The organism is Thermococcus camini, assembly GCF_904067545.1.
In the GTDB taxonomy this organism is placed as follows: domain Archaea; phylum Methanobacteriota_B; class Thermococci; order Thermococcales; family Thermococcaceae; genus Thermococcus; species Thermococcus camini.
The window spans coordinates 561,014-573,650 of record NZ_LR881183.1 but is presented as its reverse complement, the minus strand read 5'-3'; the positions used below and the strand labels follow the sequence as shown (position 1 = coordinate 573,650).

Genomic DNA, 12,637 nt, shown 5'->3' with positions numbered 1-12,637 from the left:
TATATATGGCTTTGGATTCATATTTAAGCCGGTTCGATTTCAGTTTACGAGTTACGAAAGAGGGTTTGTCTACATAAAGCCGACAAGGGCAAATATCGCATCCATACCTTTTTAAAAGGCATTGGTAAGATAGATATAGGTGAGAGTAAGATGACTACTGTAAAAGTTTCCTCAAAGGGCCAGATAGTCTTACCTAAATCCATTCGAGAGAAGTTCGGCATCAAAGAGGGGGACGAGCTGGAGGTTCTCGACTTCGGGGACGAGATAGTGATAGTTCCAATAAAGAAAGGAATGAAACTTAGAGGCCTTGTGAAGTTCGAAAAACCAGCTAAGGAGATTCTAAGGGAGATTAGAGCGGAAGAGGAGCCGGAGGACTAACTATGAAAGCTGTTTTGGACAGCCACGCAATTCTTGTTTATATAAACGACGAGCCTGCGGCCGAGAAGGTTCAAGAATACCTTGACCTCGGAAAGGAAGGAAAGGTTGAGCTGTACATGAACGTTGTTAATATAGGAGAAGTTTACTACGTCCTTTCAAGGCAAAAAGGTGTTGATGTGGCCAATATTGCGATGGCCCTTTTAAAGAAGGAGCCAATAACGTTCATCATCGCAGATGAAAGGCTCGCTTTAATGGCTGGCCGGATAAAGGCCTTTCACAAGTTGAGCTATGCAGATGCCTTCGCGGTAGCTACCGCAATAGATCTTGATGCGGTTCTTTTGACTGGCGACGATGAGTTCAGGAGCGTCGAGGACAGGGTTAAGATTGAGTGGCTCTGACCTCCTCCTGGCTAAGGGCAAGTCTCTCAAAAGAAAAAGGTAATCATTCCAATTTACCTTTGCTGAACCTCACCGTGAATGAGTCCCTGTATTCGTCGATTCCCGGCAAAAAGCTGGCATAATAACTGTCGTAGGCAAAGTCACCGAAGACCATGTGGCCACCGCCTCCTACCTCCAAGATTTTTCCTTTCCCCGTAACCTCAACTCTTAGTATCCCACCATTCCCGGGCAATGGTCTGAATCCCCTGATAATGCCTTTAAAGGGCCTCACGGTGATGGCGCTCTCCCAGAAGTCCAGAAACACAGGGGAGAGCCGACCGGTTATTTCTATGTACTCACCTCGTTTAAAAGTCATTTCTTCGGTAAGCTTCTCATCAATGGGGACGTAGGCGAACGATTCCCGGCCCACTCTACAAAGCCGGCAGAGGACTGGAAAATTTATGACCACCCTGGAGAGAAGGCCGAAGTCCACCGCTAAATGCACAGTTCCCCAATAGGTCTCCTCATTCCAATCGTTGCACTGAATTTCTTGTCCTGCTTTTGGCATTATGGTTCGAGCGTAGCCGCCAAGAATCTTAGCGACTATTCTGTACGTCCCTTTGTCGTCCAAGGGTTCGATTGATGAAGTTGCGTCCTTCAGTACTTCCACCTTGTCTATAAAAGTCTCGATAACGGGTTCTACCTCAATCTCCTGCCCCACCCTGAAGATTTCGAAAGGGTCATTTCTACCACCGGAGATGATGTCCGAAAGCGTTGTATCGTCAATGCGGAGGTTCAGCTCCATTCCTTCCCACCGGAGAGCTTGTTAAACTAGACTTTTTCCCACCATATTCCCCGGCTTTTCTAAGCCAAAAAACTTCAAAACCGTCGGTGCTATATCTATGAGGCTCGGTTCGTCAAGCTTCACCCTCTCAAAGCCCCAAAGGATGAGCGGAACCTTCATTACCGGCTCGTTCATCGAACCGTGCATTCCCTTAACCCAGTGGCTTACCCCCTTTATTCCCCTGCACATCCTGTGGGAACAGAACCAGTAGCCCGGCTTGGCAGAAACTATCAGCTCGCCGCTGTTCTGAGTGTTGAGGTGCTCCAAATCCTCGCGGAAGAAAACCGCACCAACGCCGGGTGCTCTCCTCAGAACCTGAAAGGCTTCCTCGGCCTGGTTCGGATCTCTGAGATAAACGTGAACCCCACCGCCAGAGGAAACGCGGAGCGTCTCGATTCCGTGCTTTCTCAGGTAAACCCTGAGGTTCACCCACGTGTGAACCTCTTCCTGCCCGTGGTCGGCGAAAATGATGAAGGCGTACTCTTCCTTCAGCCTTTCCCAGAGGGCTCTTACTTCAGTATCGACTGTCTCGAGGGCCTTTAGAGAACCCTCACTCAGGGGGCCATGGTCATGGCTCATGCCGTCAATCGAGGCGAAATGGACGAGGAGCAGATCCGGTCTGCACTCCTCGTAGAGGTAGAGGGCAGAGTTGAGAACCCAGAGGTCTTTTCGCCAGTCCCTTCCGTGCTGGCGGTACATCTTATCATTTGCGAAGAATGGGGGAAAGATCCTCACGTCGGTTCCGCTGAAGGGTGGCATGGTGTAACCGGAGACACTGGCGGTTCTAACACCCTTCTGCCGCAACAGGTCAACGATGGTCGGGGCCTTAATGACCCTGTGGGGGTTGAAGGCCACCTCGTAGTCGTAGAAGTTAACCTTCCTGTCCGTTAAGCGGTCGTAGTAGCCGTTCTCCACCACGCCGTGGTTTTTCGGCCAGACACCCGTCATCACGCTGGTGTGGACGAGGTCGGTCAGCGTTGGAAAGATGGAGTCAACCACACTAAAACTTCCACTCTCAGCTAACTCGCTCAGGAATGGCATGTGCTTTAGGTTGTAGACTCCATTCCCGTCGAGGCTTATCAGCGAGAGCTTCTTTCTCATGGCTCAGACCCCAGAAGAGAGCATATCTTCTGGTTTATCTCATCCTAAGGTCTTTCTCCGAGTACATGTCCGGCTCGTTCTCAGGGAACTCCTTTAGTGATTCCTCCGAGAGTTTCATCGGGGCGTAGCTCTCCTCCCTTTCGAGCAACTCCCTCAAGAGTTTCTCTATGTTCTCAAGCTTTTTCTCAATCCTCATGAGCTCCCCAATAACATCAACTCCCTCCACGTTATCACCCCCAACCGGTGTCAGCCTGACGTGCACTCGTCACCGCTCAGTGGGATGGAGTGGTCATCATCCACCGTTCCTATTTCTCAACCCGGTATAAATTCTTTCCGAGCCACTCGTCTAAAGTCTTCTGCCTCGCGAGGCTTCCGAGGATGTAGCTCTTCCGCAGGTACTCCTCGAACGGGTGCTCAAGGCGACGCTTTATGGCATCGAGGGCCTCGTTGAGCGTCTCGAAGCGTCCGATTAAATTGCTCATCGCCTTCTTGACGCCAAGGCGAATCTGCCACACGCCGACTGGGGCGTAGTATTCCGGGGTGACCTCGCGGAAGACTACCGCTCTAGCCTGTCTCCGCCTTGCTCTCAGGGCCTCCAGAACGCTCAAGCGGGCGGCGTGGTAGGCTCCGGCCGTTTCCTTGACGTACTCCCTCCTCCCGCGGAAGTCCTCGTAGTCGTGGATTACACTCGGCTCACTCGCACCGAAGAGAGAGCCCTTAAGCCAGACCTCCAAAAGCTCAAAGGCGTAGCTCTCGGGCATGAGCAGAACGGCGTAGCGGTTGCCAAGGAATCGGTAGAAGTAGACCTCGTAGTCGTTTATTTCAGGGTAATGAAGGATTTCACGCCTGAGGTTTTTTCCTATCGTGTCCTGAACGGCGGTGATGCTCCACCTCGTCGGGACGAGCCTCTTGTCCAGGCCCAGAAGACCAGCGGAGAGAAGCCTTATGATATAGTACTCGTCGAAGCCCCAATTGTACAGGCGCATTATAGCTTGCTCGGCCTTCAGCTCGTCACTAACGACGTAGTCTGTCCTCCTCGGAATGCGAGGATTCTCCGTGAGTTCAAAATCTAAAAGTTCCGCCTTCGGCCCTACCGGCGGGGCGAACTCGCTCGGTAGAATCTTTAGAACGGGCTTTTTCTTCAGCAAAATCTCGCTGTCAACTGGCTTTACTGACATGGCCAGCTCCTGGACTTCTCCCAAGATTCTGCCGCTCCTCCTCACGTGAATATCAGCTTTGGTCTCACCCATAACCAAAAGCGAGCGGTAGTATAGAATATCCCGAATCGTTTTGTCCTCCCACTTCAGGGGATTATCGAGGTAGCTCGTGTTTCCCTCGATCGGTGGCACGAGCGGACCTATGCGAACCTTGGGATAGCCGTACTCACCGACGAAGATACTCGGTGGGGAAGAGCCGAAGAGATGGCGTTTGTTCAGTTTTCTTTCGACGGTGCGGGCTACACTGAAGCGCTCAAGAATAGGGCAGGTTGGCCTGCCACAGAGGAGCTTCCTGCCTTTGCATACCGCACAGAGTTTTGAGTTGAAGAGCTCGACCATCGAAGGTAGGTAAGAGGGAGGGTATTTATGGTTTGTTCCCCCAAGAAACTTTTCTTGCAAAAAGTTTCATCAAATATTCAGGCTCTTCTTTAGGAGTCGTGAATAGCTGCATGCCTTCCAAGTAGGCAAGAATTTGGGGTTTTACGTTTAAATAAACTGTTGAAAGGTGTTTTACCTCAAACCAGCGCCCGAAGGGCGCTAAAAGCAGAAAAACACAACACAAGAACAAGCAAGAATAGCAAACCATGCAAAAATTAGCCCACTTAAAGGGCATGCCCGTTTTGATGAAACTTTGCACAAGCAAAGTTTCTTTGATCAAACTTTTGCCCTGCAAAAGTTTGTTGTGGAGCCGGGAGGGGGATTTGAACCCCCGTAAAGCGGATCTGCAGTCCACCGCCTCGCCTCTAGGCTATCCCGGCATTCGACCCGGAGAAAGATTTTGGCGCCGCGGAGGGGATTTGAACCCCTGTGGCCAACGGCCACCGGCTTAGCAGGCCGGCGCCCTACCAGGCTAGGCTACCGCGGCACTCCGTGCCCAGGTTATATGAGCCGGGGAGGGTTTTTAAGTTTTTTGGCTTCCGGCGGATTTATAAAAGACTCCCTCGGAGTTCATGGGGGTGGTGAGAGATGATCAGGGTCAAGGTCCTGGGAAGGGGAATCGAGAAAGAGATTGAATGGACGAAGGGCATGAAAATCGCGGACGTTCTCCGCGGGGTCGGCTTCAACACAGAAAGCGCGATAGCAAAGCTCAACGGAAGGGTCGCACTTGAAGACGAGAACGTGAAGGATGGCGACTACGTTGAGGTTATCCCGGTAGTTTCCGGCGGCTGATCTCTCTTTTTAATGACCAGCCAGAAGGGAAAGGAAAGATGTGCCAAGAATTCACTCCGCAAGCCTCTTCCTCATGAATGCCTCGAAGTTGTCCATGGCCTCTTCGAGTATCTCGACCGGCGGTAGGAAAACTATCCTGAAGTGCCACTCGCCGGCGTAGCCGAAGCCGGAGCCGTGGACAAAGAGCACGTGGGCCTCATGGAGGGCATCCAGAACGAAGTCCTTGTCGCTCTTCCACTTCGAGCGCTCTTCAATCTTCGGGAAGATGTAGAACGCCCCCTGGGGCTTGGTAGTGCTTATCCCCGGAATCTCACTTAGGCGCTTGTAGATGTAGTCCCTCCTCCCCTTAAGCTTGGCCATGTACTCCTCAAGGTAATCCATCGGGCCCGTTAGGCCTGCTATGGCAGCGAACTGGGCCGGGGTGTTGGGGCACAGCCTTATCCTGGCCATCTTGTCTATAGCCTCTCTGACCTCGGCGAGCCTGTTCTCGGGGTCGACGTAGTAGAAGTAGCCGAGACGCCACCCTGTGGCGAAGTAAACCTTGGAGAGACCGTTCATCACTATAACCGGGACGTCCTTGGTGAGGGAGCCCGGAGAGACGTGTTTTCCTTCGTAGGTCATGAGGTCGTATATCTCATCGCTTATCACAGGCAGGTCGTATTCACCGGCAAGGTCGAGTATCGCCCTAATCGTCTTCTTCTCGTAGAGCGCTCCTGTTGGGTTGTTCGGGTTGATAACCGCTATTGCCCTAGTTCTCTCGTTGATTTTCTTCCTCATGTCGTCTATGTCGGGCTGCCAGCCGTTCTCCTCCACGGTAAGGTACTCGTTGGCAATGCCGCCGTAGAACTTGACGAGGCCAGTGTAAGGCGGATAGCTTGGACTCGGAACAAGGATGTTGTCCCCGGGGTTGAGGAGGGCCCCGAATATGAACTGCAGCGCCTCTGTAACAGCTGCGGTAACGCGAACATCCTCGGGAGTTACCTCAACGCCGTTCTTCTTCCTCTCCCTCTCAACTATAGCCTCCCTAAGCTCTGGAAGTCCCTCGCTCGGTCCATAGTAGTTGTGGCCGTCCTGAATGGCCTTACAGTAAGCGTCCCTCATGTGCTTCGGCGGTTGGAAGTCGTATTTGCCCGGATCGCCTATGTTGAGGCGGATGACCTTTATTCCCTTCTTCTCAAGCTCCCTGGCAGGGAGAACAACATCTCTGATGGCGTACTCAATTCCCATAGCCCTTTCGGATGCACGAATCATGTGAATCACCATTTGAATGGTGAGAGGTTTGTGGTAAAAAGCTTTGCCCACATAGGTTTAAAAAGAAGCGAGGATAACGGATTACGGGCGATGACGATTAGCAAGCAAACTGAAAGCTCACGGATGATGAAGTGAACACCCTCCGAGCCCCTCGATACGTTTATTAACCTTCAGAGGAAGGTTTTTACATGAACATCTTCATCCCACTCATTGCGGGTGTTATCATCGGGTACGTTCTCCGCAGGAAAGAGCGCAGGGTGAACGTTGATCTTCCAATGAGCGCCGCACTGCTGCTCCTGATATTCTTCATGGGTGTCGAGGCAGGGAAAGTAAGGATAGACGCATTCTGGCTCCTCAGCTCGTCCGTTGTCTTCGCCGCTCTGACCATAGCCGGAAGCGTTGGTATTGCTCTTCTCATGGGGGGAAGGGAATGAGGTTTCTAGTCTACGTTCTGGTAGCTTTGATTTCAGGCATACTCACAGGCCACTTCTACGCCCCGGAATTCGGCAACCTCTACGAGGTCATGCTATATCTGCTTATACTGATAATCGGAATTGACTTGGGGCAGAGCTTTCGTCTAGGGGAGATCAGGAAACTCGGAAAGCTCGCCATAAAGCTGCCCCTCGGCACACTCCTGGGCTCAATCCTGGGCGGCCTCGTCGCTTCCCTGATTCTGGGGATAGAACTCAGGTGGGGGCTGGCCGTGGCGGCCGGCTGCGGCTGGTACAGCCTCGCCGGACCGCTGATCGCCCAGTACTCAGCAGTCTACGGCACCCTCGGCTTCCTTGCCAACCTCACCAGGGAGATATTCACTGTCCTGCTGTACCCCGTTGCTATCAAAAGGGTCCGAAGGGAGCTGGCGGTCTCCATGGGTGGCGCCACAACCATGGACACGACGCTGCCAATAATGACGAAGTTTGGAGGCGGCGAGGTCGCGCTTATAGCCTTCGTTCACGGCTTCGTCCTCACCGCACTGGTGCCCTTCGTTGTCCCATTTATCCTTCAATTCTAACCAATAACTTTTTAAGTTCAAACATTTTAGGTTCTATGAACAAACTCAGAGGGTGAGGAAGATGGCAGAGGTTGAACTCGTTTTCAAAGTCCTAAAGGAAGCTGGAAAGCCCCTCAAGAGCAAGGAGATAGCCGAGCTCGCTGGAATCGATAAAAAGGAAGTGGACAAGGCCATAAAAGTGCTCAAAAAGGAGGGCAAGATAATATCTCCAAAGCGCTGCTACTATGCACCCGCCGAGTGATGCGTTCCCCGTCTCCACTAATTTATACCCACCTTCCACCCACCAAGGCAAAAACTTTTTTAAAGCCTCACCCCTACCGATGCCTGCAGGCACTATCATGCCTCACGGCTCGGGGGTGTCCGAGGCTGGGGCGAGTAGGAACCCACCGGGCCTCTGCGTGGAGGTGAGAGAATGAAGTATCCGAAGCAGATAAGGACTTACTGCCCCTACTGTAAGAAGCACACGATCCACAAGGTCGAGAAGGTCAAGAAGAGACCGAGGAGCGAGCTCAGCCAGGGTCAGAGGCGCTTCCGCAGGATCATGAAGGGTTACCGCGGTTTCCCGAGGCCGAACCCGGCCGGAAGGGAGAAGCCGGTCAAGAAGCTCGACCTCCGCTTCCGCTGCACCGTCTGCGGCAAGGCCCACACCAGGGGACAGGGCTTCCGCGTTAAGAAGTTCGAGCTGGTGGAGGTGTGAAGCATGGCGCTCCCGAAGAACCTCATCCCGATGCCCAGGAGCAGGTTCCTCCGCGTCAAGTGCATAGACTGCGGCAACGAGCAGATAGTCTTCAGCAACCCGGCCACCACCGTCAGGTGCCTCGTCTGCGGTGCAACGCTCGTCGAGCCGACCGGAGGCAAGGGCGTCATCAAGGCCAAGATACTCGAGGTTCTCGAGTGAACCTTTCCCTTTCCTTTGCCTCCGTGCCCGGAGGCTTCTGCTAAACTTTAAATACCTCTTTTCGTAACTTACCCAGGCAGAGAAAATTAGAGGTGGTTGTAATGCCGAGGAAAGCCAAAGAGTACCCCGAAGAGGGAGAGTTCGTGGTTGCTACCGTCAAGAGCATTCACCCTTACGGTGCATTTCTCAAGCTCGACGAGTACCCCGGAAAGGAGGGATTCATGCACATAAGCGAGGTCGCATCAACATGGGTCAAGAACATCAGGGACCACGTTAAAGAGGGCCAGAAGATAGTCGCCAAGGTTATACGCGTTGACCCGAGCAAGGGGCACATTGACCTTAGCCTCAAGAGGGTGAACCAGCAGCAGAGGAAGGCCAAGCTCCAGGAGTACAAGCGCGCCCAGAAAGCGGAGAACCTCCTCAAGATGGCGGCGGAGAAGATAGGAAAGGACTTCGACACTGCATGGAAAGAGGTCTGGGTCCCCCTCGAGGAGGAGTACGGAGAAGTCTATGCCGCCTTTGAAGACGCCGCCCAGAACGGCATGGACGTCCTCAAGGGCATCATCAGCGACGAGTGGGTGGAGGCCCTGAAGCCGATAATCGAGGCCTACGTCGAGATTCCGACCGTCACGATCGACGCGGAGTTCGAGATAACGGTTCCGAAGCCCGACGGCATCGAGATAATCAGGGAAGCCCTCATAAGGGCCCGCGACAGGGCCAACGAGGAGAAGGAGATAGACGTCAAGTTTTCCTATCAGGGAGCGCCGAGATACAGGATAGACATCACCGCCCCGGACTACTACAAGGCCGAGGAGGTCCTTGAGAACATAGCCGAGGAGATACTTCGCGTCATAAAGGAAGCGGGCGGCGAAGCGACGCTCATCAGGAAGGAGAAGCGCATTAAGAAGGTCAAAAAGAGGGGTTCATGATGCACTTCCGCATAAGGAAGTGCCCAGAGTGCGGGCGCTACACCCTCAAGGAAACCTGCCCCCTCTGCGGGGCTAAAACAAAGGTAGCCCACCCGCCGCGCTTCTCACCGGAGGATCCGTACGGTGAGTACAGGAGAAGGCTGAAGCGCGAGCAGCTGGGCATTACCGGGAGGGATTGAGATGAAAGAATCCGTTATCCACGTGTATGAGAGGCCCCATCTCAGGGATCCCGTATTCATCGAAGGGCTCCCCGGTATAGGCCTCGTCGGGAAATTGGCTGCCGAACACCTGATCCAGGAGCTCAACGCGGTCAAGTTCGCGGAACTCTACTCGCCGCACTTTATGCACCAGGTTCTCATCAAGAAGAACTCCGTGGTTGAGCTTATGAAGAACGAGTTCTACTGCTGGAAGAACCCAGACGAAAACGGCAGGGACATCATAATCATCACCGGCGACCAGCAGGTTCCGCCCACGGACAGTCCCGGCCACTTCGAGGTCGTCGGAAAGATGCTGGACTTCGTCAACGAGTTCGGTGTCCGCGAAATAATCACGATGGGCGGCTACCAGGTGCCCGAGCTCCAGGGGGAGCCGAGGGTTTTAGCGGCGGTAACCCACGAGGAGCTGGTAGAGTATTACCAGAGAAAGCTGGAAGGCTGTGGCATCGAGGTTATCTGGCGCGAGGACGAAGGGGGGGCAATAGTCGGCGCCGCTGGACTGCTCCTCGGCATGGGTAAGCTCCGCTCGATGTACGGGATAAGCCTTCTCGGCGAGAGCCTTGGTTACATCGTTGATGCCAAAGCCGCAAAGTCTGTCCTTCTGGCGGTAACCAAAATCCTCGGTCTTGAGCTGGACATGACTGCCCTCGAAGAGCGCGCCAAGGAGACGGAGGAAATACTCAGGAAGGTCCAGGAGATGCAGAGGGCCATGCTGGAGCAGCAGATGCCTCCCGCCCCGGAGGAGGAAGACAGGGGCTACCTCTGAGCCCATCCCATTTCTTTTCTGTAACGAGGCCGCACAATCACTGTTCTCAACCTTTGGTTGGTAATACGCGGTTTAAAAAACGCTTTTATTTCGTGTTACTCTTTATTCAATTGATAGCACAACAAAACCACCGGAGGTGTTTAGGTTGCATATCCCGGATGGACTGTTGAGTACACCCGTTATAGTCATAACCTACGCAATAACGATAGCCGGGATAGCCTACGCGGTGAGGAAGCTCAGGAACTTCCCGGAGGAGAAGATACCGCTCCTGGGCCTCTTCGCGGCCGGAATCTTCGCGGCTCAGATGGTCAACTTCCCGATAATAGGAGGAGTAAGCGGACATCTGCTAGGAGCAACGCTGGTTGCCATAATGCTCGGACCCTACGCGGCGGTAATAGTCATGACGGCAGTTCTGCTCATACAAACGCTCCTCTTCGGGGACGGAGGAATAACGGCAATCGGCGCAAACATCCTCAACATGGGGCTTATTGGAGCGTTCATAGGCTACGGGGTTTACACGAAGCTCAAGGACATCAGCGAGACCTTTGCAATGAGCTTTGCCGCATGGCTCTCCGTTGTTTTGGGGGCGAGTCTCGCCTCGCTCGAGATAGGCCTCAGCCACAGCCTTCCGTTCTTCAAAGTCCTCACCCTGATGATTGCCTATCACTCGATAATCGGAATTGGCGAGGCGATACTCACCGTCCTGATAGTCCACGCCGTAAGGGCAAAGCTTCCATCGATTGAGGGGGTGCCTGCATGAGGACGATTTTTAAAGGCCTGATAATCATAGCAGTCGTGCTGGCGGTAGTGCTGCCCCTCGCATCGAGCAACCCGGACGGGTTGGAAGCAACGATGGAAAAGGTCGGCCTTGAGGAGAAACCCGTTTATCAAGCGCCCCTTGACTACGGTGAAACCTGGGGCCAGAGCCTCATTATGGGGCTGGTCGGCATTGGACTGACCTTTGCGGTTGGCTACGGTCTGGCAAAGCTCGCCAAGGGTGCCTGAGGTGTACCTGCCCTTCATTTTCCTTTATGCAACAGGGGTTGTGACGAGAAAGAGCCTAACGGAGCTGACCTATTTCGGACTCCTTTTCCTAGTCGTTATGCTCGCCATGAGGCCAGAGAGGAGTGTTTTCAAAAAGCTCGGCTTCCTCCTCGGCTTTGAGGGGCTTCTTTTCATCATGGCGCTATTTAATCCCGGAAGACCTCTCCTGGAGACACCGATTGGCCCCATAACCCACGAGGGATTCCACTCTTTTTTCATGCTCCTCGGAAAGGCCTTCCTCTCCGCCGGAACGGCCGTCGTCGTGACAAGCTCGGTGGGCTTCTCCAGAATTCTCGCTGAGATGGAAGCCCTGAGGTTCCCCAGGATACTAACATTAACCCTGGCCTTCACCTACCGCTACCTCGACCTATTTACTGACGAGGCAACGAGAATGAAGCGCGCCCTGGACTCAAGGGCGTTTGGTGTTGGAAAGGGAGAGTACTACAGAAAGCTCGGCTCCCTCATAGGGGAGGTGTTTGTACGGGCATACCTCAGAAACGGAAGGATATACAGGGCCATGCTAGCCAGGGGTTTTGGGGAGTTTCCCAGTCTTGAAGAGCCCAGACCCAACGCGAAGACCACGATGCTGGCCCTGCTCGCGTTAGGGGGTCTGCTGGTATGATAGAACTGAAGGATATTCACTTCTCTTACTCCGGCCGAGAAGTGCTCAGGAGGATAAACCTCACGGTTGAGAGGGGGGAGCTGTTTGGCCTCCTCGGGCCGAACGGAGCGGGAAAAAGCACACTGCTCCTCCACCTCAACGGAATTCTCAGGCCAAAGAGAGGCAAAGTTCTTGTGGACGGCCTTGATCCGGCAAAACAGCCGAAGGAAGTACGGAGAAAGGTCGGGATAGTTTTTCAGGACCCCAACGACCAGCTCTTTTCTCCGACTGTGTTCGAGGATGTGGCCTTCGGCCCTTACAATTTGGGCTTGAGGGGGAAGGAGCTGAGGGAGCGCGTCCTGTGGGCGTTGGAGATGGTTGGAATGGAGGACTACGCCGAGAGGGAAACCCGGGAGCTGAGCTTCGGTGAGAAGAAGAGGACAGCGATAGCAACAGTCTTAGCTATGGAGCCGGAAGTTATAGCCTTCGACGAGCCATTCGCCAACCTCGACTTTAAAGGCAAAAAGATTATGAGGAGACTGATAACGGAGCTGAGGGCGGAGGGGAAGACAATAATACTGGCATCTCACGAGGCGGACTACTTGGCCCTGTGCGACAGAATAGCCCTGATGGACGGGGGAAGAATAGTTACCGTGGGAACGCCCGAGGAGATACTCGGGAATCCGGAGCTTCTGAGGGAGCACAACCTTGACGTACCTCCCATGGCAGAACTCTTCCTGGGCCTTGGCCTGCCGGTTCCGAGGAGTGTGGAGGAAGGGAGAAAACTGCTGGAAGAGTGGAAGGCCGGAGAGTTTAACCAGAGCTATTGACTTT

20 protein-coding genes and 2 tRNA genes are annotated in these 12,637 nt (G+C 53.6%); 15 read left to right on the top strand and 7 right to left on the bottom strand.

Annotated elements, in window-relative coordinates; translation table 11 throughout:
- Positions 1–150 precede the first annotated feature (150 nt).
- Entirely contained in the window at positions 151–378 is a 228-nt protein-coding gene (locus TIRI35C_RS03050; protein ID WP_188201680.1) for an AbrB/MazE/SpoVT family DNA-binding domain-containing protein, read from the top strand.
- 2 nt (positions 379–380) lie between these two features.
- On the top strand, positions 381–776 hold the full coding sequence (locus tag TIRI35C_RS03045) for a type II toxin-antitoxin system VapC family toxin (protein WP_188201679.1): 396 nt from the start codon (positions 381–383) through the stop codon (positions 774–776).
- A gap of 43 nt (positions 777–819) precedes the next feature.
- Here TIRI35C_RS03045 and TIRI35C_RS03040 read toward each other — a convergent pair whose 3' ends face one another.
- The 6 genes from TIRI35C_RS03040 to TIRI35C_RS03015 all read right to left on the bottom strand — a co-directional run bounded on the left by TIRI35C_RS03040 (position 820) and on the right by TIRI35C_RS03015 (position 4,782).
- Positions 820–1,560 carry a hypothetical protein gene (locus TIRI35C_RS03040; protein WP_188201678.1) on the bottom strand — a complete coding sequence of 247 codons (741 nt, stop codon included), beginning with the start codon at positions 1,558–1,560 and terminating at the stop codon, positions 820–822.
- Positions 1,561–1,581: 21 nt separating this feature from the next.
- Positions 1,582–2,700, bottom strand: a complete 1,119-nt coding sequence (locus TIRI35C_RS03035) for an alkaline phosphatase family protein (protein ID WP_188201677.1) — start codon at positions 2,698–2,700, stop codon at positions 1,582–1,584.
- A 34-nt stretch (positions 2,701–2,734) separates the two neighbouring features.
- Positions 2,735–2,926: a hypothetical protein gene (locus TIRI35C_RS03030; RefSeq protein WP_188201676.1), complete on the bottom strand. Its 192-nt coding sequence runs from the start codon at positions 2,924–2,926 to the stop codon at positions 2,735–2,737.
- A gap of 79 nt (positions 2,927–3,005) precedes the next feature.
- Positions 3,006–4,256 carry an Nre family DNA repair protein gene (locus TIRI35C_RS03025; protein ID WP_188201675.1) on the bottom strand — a complete coding sequence of 417 codons (1,251 nt, stop codon included), beginning with the start codon at positions 4,254–4,256 and terminating at the stop codon, positions 3,006–3,008.
- Between the two features lie 344 nt (positions 4,257–4,600).
- Positions 4,601–4,675: transfer RNA gene (locus TIRI35C_RS03020), tRNA-Cys, on the bottom strand.
- A 21-nt stretch (positions 4,676–4,696) separates the two neighbouring features.
- Positions 4,697–4,782: transfer RNA gene (locus TIRI35C_RS03015), tRNA-Ser, on the bottom strand.
- 101 nt (positions 4,783–4,883) lie between these two features.
- Here TIRI35C_RS03015 and TIRI35C_RS03010 point away from each other — a divergent pair.
- Complete coding sequence (locus tag TIRI35C_RS03010; protein ID WP_188201674.1) at positions 4,884–5,087, top strand: MoaD/ThiS family protein; 204 nt, start codon at positions 4,884–4,886, stop codon at positions 5,085–5,087.
- Positions 5,088–5,138: 51 nt separating this feature from the next.
- Here the strand turns inward: TIRI35C_RS03010 and TIRI35C_RS03005 are convergent, their stop codons facing one another.
- The gene (locus tag TIRI35C_RS03005) at positions 5,139–6,338 is read right to left on the bottom strand and encodes a pyridoxal phosphate-dependent aminotransferase (protein WP_188202985.1); all 1,200 of its coding nucleotides are present in this window, start codon (positions 6,336–6,338) and stop codon (positions 5,139–5,141) included.
- A gap of 188 nt (positions 6,339–6,526) precedes the next feature.
- Between TIRI35C_RS03005 and TIRI35C_RS03000 the strand changes: the two genes are divergently transcribed.
- The 12 genes from TIRI35C_RS03000 to TIRI35C_RS02945 all read left to right on the top strand — a co-directional run bounded on the left by TIRI35C_RS03000 (position 6,527) and on the right by TIRI35C_RS02945 (position 12,633).
- The gene (locus TIRI35C_RS03000; RefSeq protein ID WP_188201673.1) at positions 6,527–6,772 is read left to right on the top strand and encodes a hypothetical protein; all 246 of its coding nucleotides are present in this window, start codon (positions 6,527–6,529) and stop codon (positions 6,770–6,772) included.
- Complete coding sequence (locus TIRI35C_RS02995; RefSeq protein ID WP_188201672.1) at positions 6,769–7,350, top strand: lysine exporter LysO family protein; 582 nt, start codon at positions 6,769–6,771, stop codon at positions 7,348–7,350. The genes TIRI35C_RS03000 and TIRI35C_RS02995 overlap by 4 nt, the downstream gene beginning before the upstream one ends.
- 61 nt (positions 7,351–7,411) lie before the next feature.
- Positions 7,412–7,591 carry an HTH domain-containing protein gene (locus tag TIRI35C_RS02990; RefSeq protein WP_014788305.1) on the top strand — a complete coding sequence of 60 codons (180 nt, stop codon included), beginning with the start codon at positions 7,412–7,414 and terminating at the stop codon, positions 7,589–7,591.
- A 171-nt stretch (positions 7,592–7,762) separates the two neighbouring features.
- Positions 7,763–8,047, top strand: coding sequence for a 50S ribosomal protein L44e (locus tag TIRI35C_RS02985; RefSeq protein WP_014012391.1), 285 nt, complete (start codon positions 7,763–7,765; stop codon positions 8,045–8,047).
- Positions 8,048–8,050: 3 nt separating this feature from the next.
- Positions 8,051–8,248 (top strand): 30S ribosomal protein S27e, encoded by a 198-nt coding sequence (locus TIRI35C_RS02980; protein ID WP_012571194.1) that lies wholly within the window; start codon positions 8,051–8,053, stop codon positions 8,246–8,248.
- Positions 8,249–8,349: 101 nt separating this feature from the next.
- Positions 8,350–9,177, top strand: a complete 828-nt coding sequence (locus TIRI35C_RS02975) for a translation initiation factor IF-2 subunit alpha (RefSeq protein WP_188201671.1) — start codon at positions 8,350–8,352, stop codon at positions 9,175–9,177.
- Entirely contained in the window at positions 9,177–9,356 is a 180-nt protein-coding gene (locus tag TIRI35C_RS02970; protein WP_188201670.1) for an RNA-protein complex protein Nop10, read from the top strand. Before TIRI35C_RS02975 ends, TIRI35C_RS02970 begins: the two co-directional genes overlap by 1 nt.
- A 1-nt stretch (position 9,357) precedes the next feature.
- Positions 9,358–10,158, top strand: coding sequence for a proteasome assembly chaperone family protein (locus TIRI35C_RS02965; RefSeq protein ID WP_188201669.1), 801 nt, complete (start codon positions 9,358–9,360; stop codon positions 10,156–10,158).
- Between the two features lie 145 nt (positions 10,159–10,303).
- Positions 10,304–10,918: an energy-coupling factor ABC transporter permease gene (locus tag TIRI35C_RS02960; RefSeq protein ID WP_188201668.1), complete on the top strand. Its 615-nt coding sequence runs from the start codon at positions 10,304–10,306 to the stop codon at positions 10,916–10,918.
- The gene (locus tag TIRI35C_RS02955) at positions 10,915–11,163 is read left to right on the top strand and encodes a PDGLE domain-containing protein (RefSeq protein WP_188201667.1); all 249 of its coding nucleotides are present in this window, start codon (positions 10,915–10,917) and stop codon (positions 11,161–11,163) included. Before TIRI35C_RS02960 ends, TIRI35C_RS02955 begins: the two co-directional genes overlap by 4 nt.
- 1 nt (position 11,164) lies before the next feature.
- Positions 11,165–11,824: an energy-coupling factor transporter transmembrane component T family protein gene (locus TIRI35C_RS02950; protein ID WP_188201666.1), complete on the top strand. Its 660-nt coding sequence runs from the start codon at positions 11,165–11,167 to the stop codon at positions 11,822–11,824.
- The gene (locus TIRI35C_RS02945; RefSeq protein WP_188201665.1) at positions 11,821–12,633 is read left to right on the top strand and encodes an energy-coupling factor ABC transporter ATP-binding protein; all 813 of its coding nucleotides are present in this window, start codon (positions 11,821–11,823) and stop codon (positions 12,631–12,633) included. The genes TIRI35C_RS02950 and TIRI35C_RS02945 overlap by 4 nt, the downstream gene beginning before the upstream one ends.
- The last annotated feature ends 4 nt before the right edge of the window (positions 12,634–12,637 follow it).

Coding starts and splice junctions, on each gene's coding strand:
- TIRI35C_RS03050 (WP_188201680.1), top strand. CDS start 151: ATGACTACTGTAAAAGTTTCCTCAAAGGGCCAGATAGTCTTACCTAAA.
- TIRI35C_RS03045 (WP_188201679.1), top strand. CDS start 381: ATGAAAGCTGTTTTGGACAGCCACGCAATTCTTGTTTATATAAACGAC.
- TIRI35C_RS03040 (WP_188201678.1), bottom strand. CDS start 1,560: ATGGAGCTGAACCTCCGCATTGACGATACAACGCTTTCGGACATCATC.
- TIRI35C_RS03035 (WP_188201677.1), bottom strand. CDS start 2,700: ATGAGAAAGAAGCTCTCGCTGATAAGCCTCGACGGGAATGGAGTCTAC.
- TIRI35C_RS03025 (WP_188201675.1), bottom strand. CDS start 4,256: ATGGTCGAGCTCTTCAACTCAAAACTCTGTGCGGTATGCAAAGGCAGG.
- TIRI35C_RS03010 (WP_188201674.1), top strand. CDS start 4,884: ATGATCAGGGTCAAGGTCCTGGGAAGGGGAATCGAGAAAGAGATTGAA.
- TIRI35C_RS03005 (WP_188202985.1), bottom strand. CDS start 6,338: ATGATTCGTGCATCCGAAAGGGCTATGGGAATTGAGTACGCCATCAGA.
- TIRI35C_RS03000 (WP_188201673.1), top strand. CDS start 6,527: ATGAACATCTTCATCCCACTCATTGCGGGTGTTATCATCGGGTACGTT.
- TIRI35C_RS02995 (WP_188201672.1), top strand. CDS start 6,769: ATGAGGTTTCTAGTCTACGTTCTGGTAGCTTTGATTTCAGGCATACTC.
- TIRI35C_RS02990 (WP_014788305.1), top strand. CDS start 7,412: ATGGCAGAGGTTGAACTCGTTTTCAAAGTCCTAAAGGAAGCTGGAAAG.
- TIRI35C_RS02985 (WP_014012391.1), top strand. CDS start 7,763: ATGAAGTATCCGAAGCAGATAAGGACTTACTGCCCCTACTGTAAGAAG.
- TIRI35C_RS02980 (WP_012571194.1), top strand. CDS start 8,051: ATGGCGCTCCCGAAGAACCTCATCCCGATGCCCAGGAGCAGGTTCCTC.
- TIRI35C_RS02975 (WP_188201671.1), top strand. CDS start 8,350: ATGCCGAGGAAAGCCAAAGAGTACCCCGAAGAGGGAGAGTTCGTGGTT.
- TIRI35C_RS02970 (WP_188201670.1), top strand. CDS start 9,177: ATGCACTTCCGCATAAGGAAGTGCCCAGAGTGCGGGCGCTACACCCTC.
- TIRI35C_RS02965 (WP_188201669.1), top strand. CDS start 9,358: ATGAAAGAATCCGTTATCCACGTGTATGAGAGGCCCCATCTCAGGGAT.
- TIRI35C_RS02955 (WP_188201667.1), top strand. CDS start 10,915: ATGAGGACGATTTTTAAAGGCCTGATAATCATAGCAGTCGTGCTGGCG.
- TIRI35C_RS02945 (WP_188201665.1), top strand. CDS start 11,821: ATGATAGAACTGAAGGATATTCACTTCTCTTACTCCGGCCGAGAAGTG.